The organism is Lysinibacillus sp. NPDC093692 (genome assembly GCF_050280125.1).
Classification (GTDB): domain Bacteria; phylum Bacillota; class Bacilli; order Bacillales_A; family Planococcaceae; genus Lysinibacillus.
Window position 1 is genome coordinate 195,183 of the sequence record NZ_JBNNUW010000007.1, and the last position, 20,861, is coordinate 216,043.

General features: G+C 37.1%; 16 protein-coding genes. 9 read left to right on the forward strand and 7 right to left on the reverse strand.

What is annotated here, in order from left to right; translation table 11 throughout:
• Nucleotides 1–65: 65 nt before the first annotated feature.
• Nucleotides 66–1,754: a methyl-accepting chemotaxis protein gene (locus ACQKN4_RS10400; protein ID WP_079563832.1), complete on the forward strand. Its 1,689-nt coding sequence runs from the start codon at nt 66–68 to the stop codon at nt 1,752–1,754.
• Nucleotides 1,755–2,042: 288 nt separating this feature from the next.
• Here the strand turns inward: ACQKN4_RS10400 and ACQKN4_RS10405 are convergent, their stop codons facing one another.
• The 5 genes from ACQKN4_RS10405 to ACQKN4_RS10425 all read right to left on the reverse strand — a co-directional run bounded on the left by ACQKN4_RS10405 (nt 2,043) and on the right by ACQKN4_RS10425 (nt 8,109).
• Complete coding sequence (locus tag ACQKN4_RS10405) at nt 2,043–2,222, reverse strand: FeoB-associated Cys-rich membrane protein (RefSeq protein ID WP_079563830.1); 180 nt, start codon at nt 2,220–2,222, stop codon at nt 2,043–2,045.
• Between the two features lie 10 nt (nt 2,223–2,232).
• Nucleotides 2,233–4,212: a ferrous iron transport protein B gene (gene feoB, locus ACQKN4_RS10410; RefSeq protein WP_079563827.1), complete on the reverse strand. Its 1,980-nt coding sequence runs from the start codon at nt 4,210–4,212 to the stop codon at nt 2,233–2,235.
• Nucleotides 4,209–4,436 carry a FeoA family protein gene (locus ACQKN4_RS10415; RefSeq protein ID WP_079563825.1) on the reverse strand — a complete coding sequence of 76 codons (228 nt, stop codon included), beginning with the start codon at nt 4,434–4,436 and terminating at the stop codon, nt 4,209–4,211. Before ACQKN4_RS10415 ends, feoB begins: the two co-directional genes overlap by 4 nt.
• 121 nt (nt 4,437–4,557) lie before the next feature.
• On the reverse strand, nt 4,558–5,259 hold the full coding sequence (locus ACQKN4_RS10420; RefSeq protein ID WP_079563822.1) for a response regulator transcription factor: 702 nt from the start codon (nt 5,257–5,259) through the stop codon (nt 4,558–4,560).
• 132 nt (nt 5,260–5,391) lie between these two features.
• Nucleotides 5,392–8,109 (reverse strand): sensor histidine kinase, encoded by a 2,718-nt coding sequence (locus ACQKN4_RS10425; RefSeq protein ID WP_079563819.1) that lies wholly within the window; start codon nt 8,107–8,109, stop codon nt 5,392–5,394.
• 643 nt (nt 8,110–8,752) lie between these two features.
• Between ACQKN4_RS10425 and kdpA the strand changes: the two genes are divergently transcribed.
• The 3 genes from kdpA (at nt 8,753) to kdpC (ending at nt 13,335) form a co-directional block, all read left to right on the forward strand.
• Nucleotides 8,753–10,456 carry a potassium-transporting ATPase subunit KdpA gene (kdpA, locus tag ACQKN4_RS10430; protein ID WP_079563815.1) on the forward strand — a complete coding sequence of 568 codons (1,704 nt, stop codon included), beginning with the start codon at nt 8,753–8,755 and terminating at the stop codon, nt 10,454–10,456.
• Between the two features lie 153 nt (nt 10,457–10,609).
• Entirely contained in the window at nt 10,610–12,673 is a 2,064-nt protein-coding gene (gene kdpB, locus ACQKN4_RS10435; protein WP_427483604.1) for a potassium-transporting ATPase subunit KdpB, read from the forward strand.
• Nucleotides 12,674–12,684: 11 nt separating this feature from the next.
• Nucleotides 12,685–13,335: a K(+)-transporting ATPase subunit C gene (gene kdpC, locus ACQKN4_RS10440; protein WP_427483605.1), complete on the forward strand. Its 651-nt coding sequence runs from the start codon at nt 12,685–12,687 to the stop codon at nt 13,333–13,335.
• Between the two features lie 251 nt (nt 13,336–13,586).
• On the opposite strand, the gene ACQKN4_RS10445 is transcribed toward kdpC, so the two are convergent.
• Complete coding sequence (locus ACQKN4_RS10445) at nt 13,587–14,642, reverse strand: 2,3-butanediol dehydrogenase (RefSeq protein WP_427483606.1); 1,056 nt, start codon at nt 14,640–14,642, stop codon at nt 13,587–13,589.
• 1,011 nt (nt 14,643–15,653) lie between these two features.
• Between ACQKN4_RS10445 and ACQKN4_RS10450 the strand changes: the two genes are divergently transcribed.
• Entirely contained in the window at nt 15,654–16,955 is a 1,302-nt protein-coding gene (locus ACQKN4_RS10450; protein WP_079563807.1) for a DEAD/DEAH box helicase, read from the forward strand.
• A 12-nt stretch (nt 16,956–16,967) separates the two neighbouring features.
• Complete coding sequence (locus ACQKN4_RS10455) at nt 16,968–17,861, forward strand: deoxyribonuclease IV (protein ID WP_427483607.1); 894 nt, start codon at nt 16,968–16,970, stop codon at nt 17,859–17,861.
• Nucleotides 17,862–17,982: 121 nt separating this feature from the next.
• On the opposite strand, the gene ACQKN4_RS10460 is transcribed toward ACQKN4_RS10455, so the two are convergent.
• Complete coding sequence (locus ACQKN4_RS10460) at nt 17,983–18,219, reverse strand: Nif11 family protein (protein WP_427483608.1); 237 nt, start codon at nt 18,217–18,219, stop codon at nt 17,983–17,985.
• A gap of 307 nt (nt 18,220–18,526) precedes the next feature.
• Here ACQKN4_RS10460 and ACQKN4_RS10465 point away from each other — a divergent pair, with 307 nt between their 5' ends.
• Genes ACQKN4_RS10465 through ACQKN4_RS10475 form a run of 3 tightly spaced genes read left to right on the forward strand, consistent with a single transcriptional unit; the run spans nt 18,527 to nt 20,569 of the window.
• Nucleotides 18,527–19,273, forward strand: coding sequence for a metal ABC transporter ATP-binding protein (locus ACQKN4_RS10465; RefSeq protein WP_079563462.1), 747 nt, complete (start codon nt 18,527–18,529; stop codon nt 19,271–19,273).
• Between the two features lie 13 nt (nt 19,274–19,286).
• Nucleotides 19,287–20,150, forward strand: coding sequence for a metal ABC transporter permease (locus tag ACQKN4_RS10470; protein WP_079563461.1), 864 nt, complete (start codon nt 19,287–19,289; stop codon nt 20,148–20,150).
• Nucleotides 20,147–20,569 (forward strand): Fur family transcriptional regulator, encoded by a 423-nt coding sequence (locus ACQKN4_RS10475; protein ID WP_079563460.1) that lies wholly within the window; start codon nt 20,147–20,149, stop codon nt 20,567–20,569. Before ACQKN4_RS10470 ends, ACQKN4_RS10475 begins: the two co-directional genes overlap by 4 nt.
• The last annotated feature ends 292 nt before the right edge of the window (nt 20,570–20,861 follow it).

Sequence of the window (20,861 nt, forward strand, 5' to 3'; positions counted from 1 at the left end):
TTACAAAAAGATGATTTTGAAGTTACTAGATTAAAATAGCAGAGGGTAAAAATAGGGGGTATTCTGTGACAATTAAAGTGAGAAGTATAGTGTCGTTTGGTCTTATCGTCGTATTAGTTTTAGTGATGGGGATTTTTCAGCAACAAAATGCCAAATCCCAACTAGAGCAAGTTCATTTGATAAAAGAAAAAACACTTCAAACGACGTTATTAGCAGATGAAATGAAACTAGCAGTCGTACAGGTTCAGCAGTATTTGACGGATATTAGTGCCACAAGAGCACTTAATAATTTAGATGATGGATTTGAGCAAGCAGATAAATATAGCAAAATTTTTCATGAAAATTTGGAACAAGTGAAAAAAATGCATCCGGAAGAGCAGGAAAAATTAGATGCGATTAAAGTAGCGTTTGATGAGTATTATAGTTCAGGTCAGAAAATGGCCCATAGTTATATTCAAGGAGGGCCTGAGCTAGGGAATAAAATAATGCTGAAATTCGATACGACTTCAATTGAGATTAATGACAAAGTAGATTTGTTGCAACAAAAAAACATTACAGACACGCAAAGTTCATTAGCGCATGTTGAAAAGCTTATTGATAATAATAAGCAGTGGTTCTTATGGATGTTCTGTATTATTGCAATGATTTGTGTAGTAGTTGGGTTACTATTTGTACGTTCCATAATTGTTCCTGTCAATAAGTTAACTTCTGCAGCAAAGGTAATTGCTGAAGGAGACTTATGCCAAAAGGATATCGAAGTTAGAACGAAGGATGAAATTAAAGATTTGGCAGATTCTTTTAATTTGATGAAGTCTAATTTACATTCATTAATACATAGCATGACTGCAAATGTTGAGCATACAACATCAGCAGCTGAAGAGTTAGCAGTAAGTACAGATGAAATTTCAAATTCCTCTCATGATATTGCAAATCTTGTGGAGAAAATGGCAATTAGTGATAACCAAGCAGCTATTACTAGTCGTGAAAGTACGATAACAATGGATGAAACTGCCCAAGGTGTTCAACGTATTGCAGAGGCAACTCAAATGCTTCATTCTAAAGCAGTCGACACGCAATCTATTGCAAATAATGGTGAAAAAACGTTGCATGTCGCAGAAGACCAAATGTCGATTATCCAACAATCTTCTAATACAACAAATGAACGTATTAAGAAGCTAAGCACACAATCAGCTGAAATCGTTAATATTACAAAAGTAATTACTGAGATTACGGAACAAACAAATCTTCTAGCACTAAATGCTGCGATTGAGGCGGCTCGTGCAGGAGAGCATGGTAAAGGCTTCGCTGTAGTGGCAGATGAAGTACGTAAATTAGCAGAGGAATCCAAAGCATCTGCCAATCAAATAGTCGATGTAATAGCGCTTATTCAGCAAGAAACGAGAGAAGTAGAAAAGGCTGTAAGTGTAACTGTATTGAATGTGGATGAGGGTGTCACATTTATTCAGAATGCCCAAAATGCCTTTGAAGGAATTTTAAAATCGATTAGTGATATGACATCTCAGATTGAGGATGTGTCTGCTTCTACACAACAAATTTCTGCAAGTGTTGAAGAAATAGCAGCATCGGTCAATGATATGTCTACTACTTCCAGTAATACTGCACTACAATCTGAAACAATAGCATCGACAATAGAAGAGCAAGCAGCGACTATTCAAGAAATTAACGCTGTTGCAAAGGCATTAAGCGAAGAAGCGGTGTCCGTGAAGGAAGAAATCAATAAATTTAAAGTTTAAGGCTCATTACCAAAACGTGAGTTGTTTTTCGTTCCGCTATGGCTGATCCTCCAAGGAGTCGCCCAGCCGAAACGGAAATCAACTTATATATAGAATATACACTATAAAAATGTCATCACTAACTTTTGATGATGAAACATTTAAAATCGTTGGCTGTAAAGTAATCTTTCTCTAATACGTTTCTTAATACTTAAGCTTTAGAACAAAGAAAGTCCTCTATGTCTAAAAGTGCACAAAAAAGCGAGATAATCTCCAACGAAATAACAGTTTGGAAATACCTCGCTCTATTTATTTAGTAGTAAAATCTTTCAGTTGAGAAGGAGGGGCACAAACGTTAGAGGAACAACTTTTCTGTAATGAGCATGATGCGCACTTGCCCTTCTTCTGCTTCTTAATGCTCTTATATAAGGTAATACCAGCATAGCCAAATATAATGCTACCGAGTAAGATATTAATTAATAAAGACATTCTATACACCTCACATCAATAAATTCCCAATACCATAAATCATAAGTGCAATTAGATATGCTACAACAAATGGATAGATAGTTGCGAATAATGTCCATTTCACAGACTGTGTTTCTCTTTTTATTGCACCTACTGTGGCTAAACAAGGCATGTACAGTAAAACAAAGGCCAAGAATGTATAAGCACTTAAAGCTGTAAAATGAGTTGTCATTGTAGATGATAAGACACCTTCACTTACGCCATAAATAATCGCCATCGTCGAAACAATCACTTCTTTTGCCAGGAATCCAGCAATTAGGGATGCACCGGCTTGCCATGTTCCAAAGCCAAGTGGGATAAACAACACACCGAAAGCGCCTCCAATAATTGCTAAAAAGCTATCATCCATATTGACATTAGCGCCATGTGGTCCTAAATAAGAAAGAAGCCAAATAATCACGGAACCGGCAAAGATTATAGTACCAGCTTTACGGAAAAATCCTTTTCCTTTTTCCCAGGTAGAACGCCAAAGTGTTTTTAGCTGTGGTACATGATAGGCTGGTAATTCAACAATAAAAACTGAAGTTTCATTTTTTAAGATCGTCATCGATAATAATTTTGTTACAATAAGCGCTACCACTATACCCATTACATATAGGGAGAATACTACTAAGGATTGATGTGCAGTAAAAAATGCTGCACCGAACAAAGCATATACAGGTAACCTTGCTGAACAGCTCATAAACGGAGCAACAAGAATAGTTAATAGTCGTTCTCTTGGCTGTTCAATTGTTCTCGCAGCCATTACACCCGGAACATTACATCCAAAGCTAACAATCATCGGAATAAAGGCCTTGCCGTTTAAGCCGAAAAATTCCATAAGGCGATCCATAACAACAGCAATTCTCGCCATATACCCGGAATCTTCTAATAGTGAAATAAAGAAAAATAGTACAAAGATTTGTGGAATGAACACTAAGACGCCACCAACCCCTGCAATGATCCCATCACATATTAAATTAATAATAAAAGGGGATGCACCAATAGCTTCTAAGCCTTGCGTAACAGTATCTGTTAGCGGGCCGCCTACAAATCCATCCAGATAATCAGATATCGGGGTACCAATCCATGCAAACGTTGCCTGAAACATTAAAAACATAAGTGCTAAGAAAATTGGAATACCTAAAATCGGGTGTGTTAGAATTTTATCAATTTTCTCTGTCCATTGTGTTTCACTTTTCTCTTGTATGATTACTTCGCTGTAAATGTTAGCAATATATAAATCACGCTTTTTAGCAATAGCTTTATTTAATGGTTCACCTATTTGCTTCTCTAAAGCATCACGTACTGCAGCTAGCTGTTCAAAATATTCATTATCTTTCAAATAAGCATCAACAGCTTCATTCCCTAATAAAAATTGAATAGTACACCATCTTTTTTGTTCCTCAGGTATATGCTGTAATAATGCTTCAATTTTTGCGATACCTTCTTCAAGTAGGTCATCATAGGTTAATGTAAAATGTTGTTGGGTACGATCTGAGTCTTGAATCGCGGCATAAATACCTTCAACACCTTTCCCAGTACGAGCACTTATTGGAATAACAGGTACTCCCAAAGAACGCTGTAATTTCTCGACATCAATTGAAATGCCTTTCTTTTTTGCAACGTCTATCATATTTAAACAAACGAAAACAGGTTTTCTAAGTTCTAGTATATCTACAGTTAATTGCATATTTCGTTCGAAATTAGAGGCATCAATAATATTTAAAATTCCATCTACCTGATCTTCAAGTAAAAATGAAGTCACAACACTTTCATCTCTTGAAATCGGGTTAAGCGTATAGACACCAGGTAAATCAATAATTTCCTTTTGTAGTTTTTTTACTTGTCCTACTTTTTTTTCAACGGTTACGCCACTCCAATTGCCAACGTATTCATATGAATTTGTTAACGTATTGAACAGTGATGTTTTACCGATATTGGGGTTTCCTATTAAAGCTAATCTACTCATAATTGTTCGACCTTTATATCCATTAAATCTTTTTTTCTAAGCCCGATTTTCTGTCCTTGACATTCTAAAATACAAGCGCCAGAAAACCATCCTTTTTGGACCATACAAACTTGACAGCCTTCCTTTATACCGAAAGCATTTAATCGTTTACATAAAAGAGTGTCAATTTGCTGAAGATCTTTCACTTTAACTTTTTCACCCAATTGAACCGCATGAAGGTTCATGAGATCTACCTACTTTCTTGTAGTGATAATCATTATCGGAAAAATCTTATCACTTTTTGGCGGGTCTATCAATAATAAGTTTACTATATAAAACAATACTATTTAGCAAAGTTAAAGACTTTTATTCTTCATGACAACGCAGCATTCTGTACCCAACGCGGACATGTGTCTGGATTAACTTCGGGTTAGCTGGATTGTCCTCTATTTTCTTTCGAAGAGTAGCCATAAAAACTCTTAGACTGGGAACGTCCGATTGAAGTGCATTGTGCCAAATTTCCTTTAAAATAAAATTATGTGTTAATACTTTGCCGACATGCTTTGATAAAACAACCAAGAGCTTATACTCAATAGGGGTCAAATGCACTTCTTTACCATTTACAAACACAGTATTTGCCGCGTAGTTTATTTGTAAATGACCATTTACAAAGACAGAGGGTTCGTTTTCTAGCTGATGCTCGAACGACATTCTTCTCAAAGCTACTCGAATTCGGGCTAAAAGCTCTTCAACGCTGAAAGGCTTTGTAACATAATCGTCTGCTCCAGCATCTAAAGCATTGATTTTATCGTGCTCTTCGCCACGTGCACTAACTACGATAATAGGTGTTTGAGTCCAGCTTCTAATTTTCGTTATGAGCTCTACACCGTCTATGTCCGGTAGTCCTAAATCCAATATAAATACGTCTGGGTTCATGGCAAGAGCCTTTTGTAGAGCACTATTACCATCTCGTGCAATGTCGAATTCATACTGCTGAGTAGCTAATGTCATTTTAATTAAATTGCCAATGGCTATATCGTCTTCTACTACTAGAATTCGTTTATTCATCGAATTTCATTACTCCTTTTTCGGCTCTTTCCCATAACATGGATGGGAGTTATTTCTGTTCCTAATGGGCGATTACAAAGGAGGGCTGATCAGAATCCCGCCTATGACGTTGATCCCAAGAAGTCGCCCAATTTAATAAATGTCATCCTTAACTTTTGGTAAAGAGCTTTTTTTCAGTGAAAAATTAAAAATCGTTCCGTTTGGTTTATTATCTGAAACTGTTATTTCGCTCCCATGTAATTTTAAAATAGTTTGACATAGAGCCAAGCCTAAACCCAGGCCTCTTCGACTATCACTACGCTGTACTTTTCCAGTTGTAAATGGCTCAAAAAGGCTTCCTTTTATAGCATCATCAATGCCAGGTCCATCATCAGAAATGCTGAAGTGTACTAAATGTTCAGATTCTTTTACCCGTATAGTAATAACACTACCTGATGGTGTATAGGTCAATGCATTATCAATAATATTAATGAGAACTTGAATAATAAGTCGCGCATCCATTAAAGCAAATACAAATTCAGGTTCAATTTGATAGGTTATTTCATGGGTATTATTTAGACGAACGACATGTGTTAGTGCCTCTTGAATAATTTCTTCTACTAGTTCCATTTGTAACTCTAAAGCAAATTGTCCATCTTCTAACTTAGACACAGCAAGTAAGTTTTCAACCATTTGTACAAGCCATTTGGAATTTTTATAAATATCCTCATATATTCTGCTTTTTTCATCCTCTCGAATTTGGGATGCATTTGATAGTAATATATCTGCATTACCAGAAATAGCAGTTAGCGGTGTTCTTAAATCATGAGAAACTGCACGCAAAAGGTTTGCTCGTATTTGTTCCATCTCAGCTTCTCTAGCTACTTCTTCATTGAGTTTTTGTAAATACCATTTATCAAGTGCGAATGAAAAATCATTGATAATGGCATGCAAAATATTTCGTTCAAATGCAGGTAACGGTGATTGCTTTGACAGTGCAATACCAATCACGCCCTTAACACGCCCGTTTGAAATAACCGGTACGTAGTAGGCATTCACTTCGGGAAATATATCAGTGGACACACCTGCTACATGCTTATTATTGATAACCCAGCTTACTACACCATGTTCATTCGGATTCTCAAAGAAGGAAGCTATTTTATTATTTTCAATACTAGATATGCTCTCAGCTCGGAAAAAAAATGAGTTCTCAATTAAATTATTTTCTATTTCAAAAAATTGTACGGGTCTTTCTACTAACTTAACGATTTGTGACATGCCTTCCGTAATAATTTCTTCTATCGATTTAGCATGTTGAAGCCTGCGATTCGTATCAAGGAGCACTTCCATTCGATAAGATTTACGAACAGCTACAATGGTTTGCTCCTTTATTTTTTTTGTTAAGCTACTTGTAATCACTCCTGAAAGGAACATGATAACAAAGGTCATCGGATAGTCGCGATGATAGGCGTTAAATGAAAAACGTGGTTCTGTAAAAAAGTAATTAAAAAGCAGTACGGCTATGATGGAGCTAATAATGCTCATCATCCATCCTGATGACCAAATGGCAAGAATTAAGACACCTAAAATGTAGATAGTGATGATGTTCGAGTCGCTTACACCAATTCTGTAAAAATATAGCCCAACAACTGAGACGATGCCAAATACTATAGCCATTTTTAATAAGTCAAGCCATTCAAATGACAACTTATTTTTTACAGTAGGGAAGTAGAATTGTTCGTTTTCCTGATCAGGCACTATGTGAATTGCTAAATTCGGTACAAATTCGTTGAGCCGATCACTAATTTTTGTACTTGGTCGCCACCATTTTTTTCTCATACTAGTTCTACCGATGACTAATTTGGTGACACCACTAATTTGTGCATAGTTGGCAAGGGCAGCAGCTACATCATCTTCTTGAACTATTACGACATGGCCGCCAAGCTGTTCAACAAGTTTCAGATGTTGCTGAAGTCGTTCTGAATTTGCGTTATTTTTATTATGCTCCTGTACGTTTTGTACATAAAGAGCGGTGAATTTTCCATGTAATGCCTGTGCAAGTCGAGCGGCAGTTCGAATAACCTTAGCATTAGTGGGAGAGCTACTAATACCAACAAGTAAATGCTCTTCGATTTGTACAGGATTTTTCATAGATTCACTGCTGTTTACCTGCTTATAGTTAATCGTATCTGCAGCTCTTCGTAGTGCAATTTCTCGAAGTGATACTAAATTCTGTTTGCGAAAAAAAGATTGCACTGCTTTTTCAGCTTGTTGTTTTACATAAATTTTACCTTCTTGTAGGCGCTGAATTAACTCATCTGGTTCAATATCGACAATTTTTATTTGTGCAGCTTGATCAATTAAATAATCTGGAATACGCTCCCGTACTTTTATTCCGGTTATTTCCTCTACAATATCGTGTAGACTTTCAATATGTTGAATGTTTACTGTTGTATAGACATGAATGCCCTTTGCAAGTAATTCCTCTACATCTCCAAAACGTTTCTTGTGACGCATCGTTGGAACATTAGTGTGTGCCAATTCATCAATAAGGACAATTTCCGGTTTACGCTTCAGTACTTCATCAATATCTAATTCCTGAAAAGGTTTACCCTTATAAATTATTTTTTTCGTAGGGATTTGTTCAAGTCCCTCAAGTAAAGCTAACGTATCTGGACGAGGATGTGGTTCTACATAGCCAACTACCACATCTTTACCAAGTTTTTGTGCTTGATGTGCTGCATCTAGCATTGCATAAGTTTTACCTACTCCAGCAGCATAACCAAGAAAAATCTTTAACTTCCCTACAAATTGTTCTTCCTGTTGAAGCCTCGCTAAAAACGTCTCTGGAGTTGGACGTGTATTTTCCATCCTCTTTCACCTCATTTGTATTATAGCGCTATCTTCCATTAAGAAAGTATTAAGATTTTCTCTCTTTATAGTTTCTTAATAGAAAAAACGATTTCCTAACACTACATTAATTTGAAAGTCAGTATGATGAGAGCATCCAAAAGAGAGAAGGGGTGTTTCGAATTGATGGACTTTTATATGACTGGCGTACTCATCATAAGCTTTGCGTGTCTTTATGCGTTAACCGCATGGTGCTTTAAGCTAGTCGAAGAGAAGTAAGGGGGAATAACAGGCGTATTGATTAAGAAAATGTAGGTTTAATTATTGGCTGATAAAAGAATGTTATTGTTGATATTTTGCTCATGTAAACCCATTTTAACTGATTGTAGCGTAGGGCTACTCGACTCCCGCGGGAAAGCGAGACCCTGCACGGAGCGAATGTTTTCTGTGCGAAAGCGAAGCGTCAGCGACAAAAAGAGTAGCCCGTAGCGGAAATCAGAGCCTTCTAAATAAGTAGAGTGGGTAAAAATGGTTAATCAACACATTAGGGGGAATAAAAATGTGGATTATTATGGGGATTGTACTTGTGTTCCTTTTCGGTTATCTAGGGTATGCATTACTTTATCCTGAAAACTATTAATAGGCTAGTAGGAGGTATTGCGGTATGTGGCAAATTGCCATCGTATTAATTATTTATTTACCGATCGTTATTTTAACTGGGCACTATCTATTTCGGGTGACAATGCAACAAAAAACATGGCTTGATCCAATAATGGATAGATTTGATGCCGTTATTTATAAATTAAGTGGCATTAAGCAAGTGGATATGACTGGTAAACAGTATGTACTTTCATTAATTTTGTCGAATGCTTTTATGGTTTTTATTGGATATATTCTATTGCGCATTCAAGCTATGCTGTTTTTAAATCCAAATAATATTGACAATATGGAAGCAACACTTTCGTTTAATACCATTATTTCATTTATGACGAATACGAATCTTCAACATTATAGTGGCGAATCAGGACTTAGCTATTTATCACAAATGTTAATCATTATCTTTATGATGTTTACATCTGCAGCTACTGGATATGCCGCTTGTATGGCGTTCTGCCGCCGCCTTGTTGCTAAAACTGATACTATAGGGAATTTCTTTATAGATTTTGTTCGTGTTATTACACGTGTGTTAATGCCTTTATCTATTGTTGTTGCCATTATTTTAGTATCTCAAGGTTCTCCGCAAACCTTAAGTGCGAATCAAACTGTTCAAACAATAGAAGGTAAAGTTCAAGATATTGCACTTGGGCCTGTAGCTTCTCTTGAATCCATTAAGCATATAGGCACTAATGGTGGTGGTTTTAATGGAGCGAATTCAACGACGCCTTTTGAAAATCCAACGGTCATTTCTAATATTGTGGAAATGCTATCTATGATGTTATTACCTGGTGCTTGTGTAGTTGCATTTAGTTTAATGGTCGCACATAGAAAAGAGAAAACGATATTCGGCAAACAAGGTCTATCCATTTTTGTGGCGATGAGTGTGCTGTTTCTAGTCGGATTGGTGACTGTGTATGTGGCTGAGAGAGCGGGTAATCCAATCATTAGTGAGCTCGGAATTTCGCAGGAGCTTGGAAGTATGGAAGGAAAAGAGATGCGCTTTGGGGTAGCTCAATCAGCGTTGTTTACAACAGTGACTACTGCTTTTACAACGGGATCTGTTAACAATATGCATGATACATTAACACCGCTTGGTGGTCTTATCCCAATGTTTAATATGATGCTGAATGTTGTGTTCGGAGGCAAAGGAGTCGGCCTGATGAACATGATGATGTATGTGCTACTGACGATTTTCATCGCCTGTTTAATGATTGGTCGAACACCTCAGTTTTTAGGCAAGAAAATTGAGGAAAAGGAAATGAAATTAATTGCTCTTTGTATCTTAATCCACCCTGCTATTATCCTACTATTTTCAGCACTTGCAGTTACAACAACAGCAGGGGTAGCGGGTATAACGAATCCAGGTGCACATGGTTTATCCCAAGTTTTATATGAATTTGCATCGGCCTCTGCGAACAACGGCTCAGGTTTTGAAGGACTAGCTGACAACTCAACATTTTGGAATGTGACGACAGGACTTGCCATGTTCTTTGGACGGTATTTGACGATCATTATTCAACTAGCCATAGCGTCTTTACTTGCTAAAAAAATGTTTCATAGTGATTCGGTGGGCACATTGAAAACAGATAATACAATTTTTACATTTTTACTTGTTGCTATCGTTTTAATGATTGGTGCTCTTACGTTTTTACCAGCATTAGCACTTGGGCCAATTACAGAGCACTTACAACTTTATCTTCATTCAGCTTAAGACTCCTACCTTTAATGTGGTGAGATGAATTTGAAAGGAATAAATGTGCGTGCACAATTCAAAATCCGGACGCATTGTTTATCTGCAGCGAAAGCAAAGCGTCAGCTACAATTACGCCAAGGCGAAATTGATTTTTAATAAGGAGAGACACTTATGGAAACAGCAAGAAAAAGTTTTATTACGGGCACTATGTTTAAAAGCTCTATGATAGACGCTTTAAAGAAGTTTAGCCCAGCATATATGGTGAAAAATCCTGTTATGTTTGTAGTAGAAATAGGGTTTATGTTCGTACTGTTATTAACACTTTTTCCGAATATATTTGGTAACGAGGTTGGAGAACATGACCGATTGTATAATGCGATTGTCGCTGTCATTCTTTTTGTTACCATTCTATTTGCTAATTTTGCCGAGTCGATTGCAGAAGGACGGGGGAAGGCACAGGTTCAAACTTTAAAAAAGACGAAAACAGTGACACAGGCTCGTGTTTTGCTTAGTGATGGTTCTGAAATACTTAAACAGGCACATGAGTTAAAAAAGGGCGATATCGTTTTAGTTCAAGCAGGAGAGGTTATTCCAAATGACGGGGAAGTTAGAGATGGGATTGCAACAGTAGATGAATCGGCAATAACGGGTGAATCTGCTCCTGTTGTAAAGGAGCGAGGTGGTGATTTTTCATCAGTGACAGGTGGCACGACGGTTACGAGTGATTGGCTGATGATCGAAATTACTTCGATGCCAGGGGAATCGTTTTTAGATAAAATGATTACGCTCATCGAGGGAGCCAGTCGTAAAAAAACGCCAAATGAGGTAGCGCTCAACACACTTTTAGTAAGCTTAACAATTATTTTCTTATTAGTTGTTGTGACACTCTATCCAATGACAACTTATTTAAATGTTCCGATTTCTATCGCAACATTAATAGCCCTGACAGTTTGTTTAATTCCTACAACAATAGGAGGATTATTGTCGGCAATCGGTATTGCAGGAATGGATAGGGTTACACAGTTTAACGTTATTGCGATGTCTGGAAGAGCCGTAGAGGCGTGTGGAGACGTGGATACTTTAATATTAGATAAAACTGGAACGATTACTTATGGCAATCGCATGGCAGCTGAATTTCTCCCAGTAAAAGGGGTGGAAAGTAAAGATTTGATTCAAGTTGCATGGCTTAGTTCTTTAACAGATGATACACCTGAAGGAAAATCAATTTTGTCACTTGCTTGTGAATTAGGAGTGAATACTGACGACGAAGAAAACATTATCAAGTCAAGCGAACATATTCCATTTACCGCACAGACACGCATGAGCGGATTGGATATGAAGGATGGTACAAAAATTCGAAAAGGAGCCTACGATACAATAAAAAAAGAAAGTATGAATGCAGGTCATGGCATTCCTACAAATATGGAACAGCTGATTCAGCAAGTAGCTTCTGTTGGTGGAACACCGCTTGTAGTAGCGTTAAACGATAAAATTTTAGGTGTTATTTATTTAAAGGATGTCGTAAAGGCTGGACTCAAGGACCGCTTTGATCAGCTTCGAGCAATGGGTATTAAAACAATCATGTGTACAGGAGATAATCCGCTAACTGCAGCAGCTATCGCAAAGGAAGCTGGAGTAGATAGCTTTATTGCAGAAAGTAAGCCAGAAGATAAAATTCAAGTTATTAAAGATGAGCAAGCACAAGGTAAAGTTGTAGCTATGACTGGTGACGGCACGAATGATGCGCCAGCACTGGCACAGGCGAATGTAGGGCTTGCCATGAATTCAGGAACGAATGCAGCGAAGGAAGCTGCTAATATGGTCGACTTAGATTCAAATCCAACTAAAATTATTGAAGTTGTAGAAATTGGGAAGCAATTGCTGATGACTCGAGGTGCCTTAACAACATTTAGTATTGCAAACGATATCGCAAAGTACTTTGCCATTATCCCAGCTATGTTAATGGTTGCTGTACCTGAGATGAGTGCATTAAACATTATGAATCTCAATTCACCTACAAGTGCGATCATTTCTGCTTTAATTTTTAATGCGGTCATTATTCCATTGTTAATACCAATTGCAATGAAAGGCGTCAAGTATAAGCCGATGAGTGCTGCAAAATTATTAAATAAAAATTTACTTGTTTATGGCGTAGGCGGTATTATTGCTCCCTTTATTGGTATTAAGTTGATTGATCTATTAGTTGGGCCACTATTCCATACGTTTGGGTTATAGGAGGAAGCTACATGCGAAAATTTTTTGAGAACTCAAAGCAAGCAATACTCATCACACTAACTATGTTTGTTTTATGTGGTTTTATATACCCATTTGCAGTGACTGCATTAGCCCAAGGGTTATTTCATCATAAAGCAAATGGTAGTTTAATAGAGACGGATGGTGAAGCTGTCGGCTCAGAATTAATCGGTCAAGCTTTTACGGCACCAGAATATTTCTGGGGGCGTGTCTCATCTGTTAACTATAATGTTTATATGAAAGAGGATACGATACCAGACGAAAAGGGGCGGGTGAATTATAGTGGTGTAAGCTCTGGAACGTTTAACTATGCACCATCTAATCCAGAATTGAAAAAACGGATAGAAGCAGATATCGAGAAGTTTTTACTAGCAAACCCATCCGTAAAACGACAAGATATACCTGCTGATTTAATGACCGCTTCAGGTTCAGGATTGGATCCACATATCAGTGTGAAGGCTGCAGAAATACAAGTCGAACGTATTGCCCAAGCAAGTGGGCTTTCGAAGGATGAGATTGAAAAAATTATAGAAGCAAATACAGAAAAACGTTCGTTGGGGATTTTTGGAGAAAGTAAGGTGAACTTCCTTATGGCTAATTTGGATATTATGAAAAAAATGGAGGGAAAAGAGGCTCATCAATAAAAGTTGGGATGGGACTTATGCTAAAACGTATGCCATGAAAAATTGATCTTCATTACGACTGGGCGACTCCTCGGAAGCCCCCAGGAAGCTTTGCTCTGTGCGAAAGCGTAGTGTTAACGTAGCAGCAACAAAGCGCCTAGTCGGAACGGAAATCAACCCTACGTTATGAGAATGAACAATATAGGGGAAACAAATTTTAACAAATCAAAAACAGGTAGAGAAACTATTTTCTCTACCTGTTTCACTATATATTAAGCTTGTGAATTTACAAGAATTTTAATATGGTTTCGCTCTTTCATTAGTACTTCAAAGCCTTCTGTTACGACTTCCTCAAGAGCAATTCGTTTTGTCACAAGATTTTCAGCAGGGAAGTAGCCTTGTTTCATTAATTCCATAACTGCTGGGAAAATATCGCGATAAGCAATAATACCTTTTACAGAACGCTCTGATAGTACGATATTATTAGGTAGAATAGAAGCGTCTGTTTCCCAAATAGAAACGATAATTGTTTCACCTTCAAATGTTGTTGAATCAATCGCTTGCTGCAATACAACAGGAACACCTGTAACTTCAAATGCAACATCTACGCCACCATTTGTTAATTCATGTAGACGAGCTACTGCATCCTCATCTTTAGGGTTAATAACAGCTGTAGCGCCAAGCTCTAATGCTTTAGCAGCACGCTCTGCTGAAAGTTCTACCGCATAAATTTCCGCTGCTCCAGCTGCTCGCAATGCCTCGATAACTAGAAGACCGATTGGCCCAGTACCAAAGACAGCTGCTGTATCACCAGCTTTTAGTTTACTTTGACGAACTGCATGTAATGCTACTGCCGCTGGTTCAACAAGTGCACCTTGTTCATAGGAAAGACCCTCGGGCATTTTGTGTACCATTTTTTCATCTACCATTGTATATTCAGAGAAACCTCCGCCACCGCCAGAAAGACCGTGGAATCCTAAATGCTTACAAATATTATATTTTCCTTTTTTACAAGCGGCACATTCGCCACATGCAAGAATAGGTTCTACAACGACAGGATCTCCAACTTGTACCTTTGAAACACCTTCGCCAATTTCTACTACTTCACCAGAAAACTCATGGCCCATAACAATTGGCGCAATATCTTTACTTACATAGTGAGGTTGTTCCACTGGAATGAATATTGGGCCAGCTGCATATTCATGTAAATCACTACCACAAATCCCTGTCCAATGTACTTTAATTTTTACTTTTCCAGGTACGATTACTGGTTCTTCAATGTTTTCTACACGGATGTCTTTTGCTTTATACCATCTTGCTGCTTTCATGATAAGTCAACCTCCTCTAGTATCTTACATCTTTATCGTAACATATGGTAATTCTGTAAGGCATTAGTTAACAATGAATTGACATAAAAAATACTTATTCATAGCTCCTTCTAACAGCATTAGGTGGGTTCAGCTTGTCGACAAAATAATAAATATAAAATAAGTGTCTTATGTGTTGATTAACCATTTTTATACATTTGAGTTAATTCGAGTAACCCTAAGCTACAATCAGTTAAAATTGGGAATATATTAGCGAAATAGAAACAAAAAACCCTTTTATCGGAACAATTCTAAGATTTGTCGCCCTAATTTTCAAACTTATCGCCCAACTTTAATTCACCTCAAAAATACACCTATTTTTAAAAAGCACACCTGATAAAGTGTCTCAAAAAACAAAGGTTAATTTTTACTCCAAGTGGCTGATTTCCGTAAGAGTCGCCGCCCTCAGCGAAAAATCAACGGTTCTTCATCATTAGTACGAGTACCAAACTGAATCAAAATAGTATTAAAATTAACATACTAAAAATATCTAGACTAAATTATTATGGTAGCTCACCATAGAGAAAATCTCCTCAAAAAATAGGAATATCAAGGTCTTACAATTAAATTACCTTACAGCTTTATGCAATTAGGAGTAGCGTTTGTTTACAGGTCTGAGTGCAATTTTTATTGCATATTCACAGTATTTCGAGTAACTTTGATAAGGGCTTTGCTACAGCCATGATAAAAATTTAAAATTATGTTCATGCTTTAGATAATAGGACGTTAATATACCTCATGCGTGTTGATTAGGAAAATATAGATTTATTATTGACTGATAAAATTTTTTTTGTTGATATTTTGCTTATGTAGTCCATTGTAGTTGGGCTACTCGACTCAGTGGGAAGACAAGTAGCCCAGCGGTTATCAGAGCCTTTCAATTAGGGTGGATAAAACGCTTAATTAACACACCTGAATATACCTAAAAGTTGAATCATGATACAATGTGAAAGATGTTAGGAGGAACGAATTATGTCAAAATATACTGATTATAATTTTCAGCCATTTTTGCAGGACGCAATTGCAGAACTTGGCTTTACAGAACCAACGCCGATTCAAAAGGAAATCATTCCGCTATTATTAAAAGGAAAAAGTGCAATCGGACAAGCGCATACAGGAACAGGAAAAACACATAGTTTTTTAATTCCAATAGTGCAACGAATTAATGCTGATAAGCAGGAAGTACAAGCTGTTATTACGTCACCTACACGTGAGCTTGCACAACAAATTTTTGATGCGTTAAATCAATTAATAGAAGGAACAACAATTCAAGCGAAATTATTTATTGGAGGTACGGACAAACAACGCTCCATTGATAAGTTAAAAACACAACCACAAATTGTTGTCGGAACGCCAGGACGTATTCGTGATCTCGTTTCAGCGCAAGCGTTATTTGTGCATACGGCGCCAATTTTAGTTGTCGATGAGGCAGATTTAGCCTTCGATATGGGCTTTATAGAGGAAATCGATGGTTTTGCTTCCCAAATGCCAGAAAACCTTGAAATGTTTGTATTCTCAGCAACAATTCCAGAAAAGCTTCAGCCTTTCTTAAAAAAATATATGGAAGCACCTGTTCATATCCATATGAACGATAAACGTCCGGTCGCAGAAGGAATTGACTTTGTGCTTGTACCAGTGCGTTCGAAATCACGTAACAAACGTTTGTTGGAAGTTATTGAAGGGATCAATCCATTTTTAGCTGTCATTTTCACTAACACACGTAAAACTGCAGAGCATGTTGCAGGCTACTTAAATGAAAACGGGATTCGCTGTGGTCAAATACATGGTGATTTAAGTCCGCGTGATCGTAAGAAGATGATGAAGCAAATTCGAGATTTGGATTATCAATATATCGTTGCAACAGATCTTGCAGCGCGTGGTATCGATATTCAAGGGATTTCACATGTCATTAACTACGAAATTCCAGAGGACTTAGAATTCTTTGTTCATCGTGTGGGACGTACAGCCCGTGCAGGTAATAAAGGAACTGCTATCACATTATTTGAGCCATCAGATGAAGATGCAGTAGTACGTGTTGAGAAAATGGGTATTCCATTTGTTCAAAAAGACGTGAAAAATGGCGAATGGTCTGAATTAAAAGAGCGTCATGCACGTAAAAATCGTGTGAAGCATGAAAATGAAATCGATGCAAAAGCTAAATCATTAGTACGTAAGCCGAAAAAAGTAAAACCAGGCTATAAACGTAATATGAAATGGGAAATGGACAAAATTAAAAAGCGTGAACGTCGCTTAAAAGCTCGCGGTAAAAAATAAGGAGGCTTTCAAATGCTACTTGGATCACATGTTTCAATGAGTGGAAAAGAAATGCTGCTCGGGTCAAGTAAAGAGGCTCTTTCGTATGGGGCAAATACCTTTATGATTTATACAGGAGCACCTCAAAACACTCGTCGTAAGCCAATTGCTGACCTTAATATTATGAACGGTTTACTACACATGAAAGAGCATGGCATGACAAATATTGTTGTTCATGCTCCATACATTATTAATATTGCAAACACAGAAAAACCTGAAACTTTCCGTCTAGGTGTAGATTTTTTACAAACTGAAATCGAACGAACAGCGGCGTTGGAAGCAACACAAATTGTGTTGCATCCGGGTGCCCATGTTGGCGCGGGAGCAGACGCAGGGATTGCCAAAATTATTGAAGGTTTAAATGAAGTACTGTCACAGGATTACCCGGTACAAATCGCATTAGAAACAATGGCGGGAAAAGGAACTGAATGTGGTCGTTCTTTCGAAGAGCTTGCGAAAATTATAGATGGTGTAACACATAATGAACGTCTTTCAGTATGCTTTGATACGTGCCATACGCATGATGCTGGTTATAATATTGTAGAAGATTTTGATGTCGTCTTAAATGAGTTTGATAAATTAATAGGTGTTGACCGTATCAAAGTCCTGCATATCAACGATTCTAAAAATGTTCGCGGTGCAGGAAAAGACCGTCACGAAAATATTGGCTTCGGTCATATTGGCTTTGATGCATTAAAGTATGTTGTCCATCATCCGCAATTAATGGAGGTTCCTAAAATCCTAGAAACACCATTTGTCGCATTAAATAGTGATGCCAAATCAAAATCGGCTCCTTATAAACATGAAATTGAAATGCTTCGTAATGGAGAGTATAAACCAGAGTTAATCGACGCTCTAAGAGGATAGAATAAATAAGCCCGAAATCAGCTGCATGAATACTGATTTCAGGCTTATTTTATTTTTATTTAGTAAAAGTAATTGTAGCTAAAGTGCAATGTCAGCTATAAGTACACAAAGATGAAATTGATTATTTCGTAAACAATGCAATTAGTTGTCTGGAACGCTTTCTACCTAAAACAGCTTCAACCTCTACAAGAATATCTTTTGGAATACCTAAAAAAAGCCATGAAAATGAGAATTGCTCCAAATAAGGCCGGAGTTTTTTTACTTCAAAAGTAGTAATTTCAAACCCTTCAGAACGTGCAATCGCAACGATTTCCTTATCACTACTTTGTGTTAATTGCTGTAAAAATTGAATACTCAAAGCTAATCCTCCTTTTAAAGTTGTTTATTTTTTAAAACAAAATCATTCTTGTGAACGTCGTGACAGCTATGAAATCCTTCACAATAAAATCTTATTTTCTGGCCATCACCAAAAGTTGTGGATACCATTTGTTAAAACGTATGCCATGGATATAAGTTGATTGGAGTGGAGACTGACGCGCCCAGTAGGAACGAAAAATCAACCACACGTTATGATGATCTTATTTTCTTTACAAAAACTGTACTTTCATTTATACTTACAACTTGTTAAATCGTAATGATTTTGAATTAGAAAGAAGAGAACATACATGAAAGAATCATTAATTGATATTGAAAACGTGTCATTTCAATATGACTATACACAAGTATTAAAAAATATCTCTTTCCGAGTGGAAGAGGGAGATTTTTTAGCACTTCTAGGTCCGAACGGTTCTGGGAAATCTACATTATTAAAAATTATTTTAGGGTTACTAAAACCAATGTCTGGAGAAATTAAACTATTTGGTGAACCAAGTACAACTTTTAAGCATCGTGAATGGATTGGGTATGTGTCACAAAAATCGAATGCCTTCAATTCAGGGTTTCCAGCAACCGTACAAGAGGTTGTGAAAAGTGGATTATCCAAAAAATTAGGCTTATTTAAAAGACCTGGACGAGATGCAAAGGAAAACGTCTTAGAAGCATTAAAAGCTGTTGGAATGGAAGCATTTATGAATCGTAATATTGGAGAGTTATCTGGTGGGCAACAGCAACGTGTCTTTATTGCAAGGGCATTAGTTAGTGAACCGAAGCTATTAATATTAGATGAACCAACTGTCGGCATTGATCACGAGAATGTGCAGTCCTTTTATGATATGCTGGCGAAATTGAATCGGGAACAGGGAATTACAATGATTCTTGTTACACACGATGTGGATACAGTGTCCAATCGTATCAGTCATGTAGCATGTTTAAATCAAACTATCCACTTCCACGGTTATAAAAATGAATTTGATACAATTTCTCACGATGCGCTTGATGCTTGGTACGGTCATTCCGTGAGAAAGATTCACTAGAAGGAGAAGGCTAATGATTGAAGCAATATTTAACTATGAATTTTTACAAAATGCCTTTTTCTCTGGGCTAGTTATTGGCATATTGGCACCGCTGCTAGGTGTTTTTATTGTCGTTCGAAGGCTCTCACTTATTGCTGATGCCTTATCACATGTGACACTGGCAGGTATAGCGGGAAGCTTATATATCAGTCAATCTGTTACAGCCTTGGCAATGCTAAATCCAATTTACTTAGGTATACTGGCTTCTGTCAGCGGTTCCATTTTAATTGAGCGTCTTAGACGTGTATATAAGCATTATGAAGAACTTGCTATTCCCATTATTATGTCAGGTGGGATTGGTATTAGTGCAATCTTTATCTCGCTTGCAAGCGGCTTTAGCACGGATTTAATGAGCTATTTATTTGGTTCAGTGTCAGCTGTATCACGTCAGGATTTATGGGTAGTAGTAGGAATTGCTGTTGTTGTCGCTATCTTTTTGTTTATATTTTTCAAGGAACTCTTTGTTTTATCTTTTGACGAGGAATATGCAAAAGCTAGCGGTCTGCCTGCACGTTGGATTCATCTCTTATTTATGATTATTACAGCACTTGTTATTGCTGCAAGTATGCGCATCGTTGGTATTTTACTTGTATCATCACTTATGACGTTACCAGTAGCTGCTGCAATGCGACTTGCAAAGGGCTTTAAGCAAACAATCATCTATGCAATTGTCTTTGGCGAAGCGGCTGTGTTAATCGGTTTAGTTAGTGCTTTCTATTTAGATTTAGCACCTGGTGGTACGATTGTCGTTACTTCTATCTTAATTTTATTACTTGTTATCCTAGTGAAGAAATTAGTATTTAAAATGGCTGCAAAACAGGGGGAGGTAGCGCAGTGAACGTTTCTAAAGCGTGGGGAATTTTAAAAGAAAACGGCTATAAAAAAACAGATAAGCGGGAGTTAATATTAGATATGTTTGCAGCAACAGATAAATATTTAACTGCTCGAGATTTATTAGGTGTTTTGAAAAAAGATTTTCCGGGTATGAGTTTCGATACGATTTATCGCAACCTTTCAACGTTTGTGAAGCTAGGAATACTGGATGAAACTGAGTTATCAGGGGAGCGGAATTTCCGTATGCATTGTGAGTCTGAACATCATCACCATCATTTTATTTGTATGGATTGTGGCAATGTTAAGGAGCTAAATCTCTGCCCTATGGAAATGCTTGGAGAAAAGCTGCCAGACTATGAAATTGAAAACCATAAATTTGAGATTTACGGTAAATGTCCCGAGTGTAAACCTGAAGCTTTGTAAAATTTGAGATGATAATACTTAAAGGAAGGGGTAATTCCAAGTGAGGTTTCACTAGGAATTACCTCTTTTATCGTAACTATGTTGTTCTACTAGGAGCTTCAATGCTTCGACTTTTATTGCTCTTATGATATGAAAAGATATATCGTGGGAATTTGCCCTCTATCGCAAATAATAAAAAAGACGAATGATTTTAAATATGAACTGAACCCCGAATAGTGGACACTTTAAAAAGTGACCCTATTCGGGGTTTTTTGTTCATTTCACAAAAAAATCTCGTTATACTAAATATACG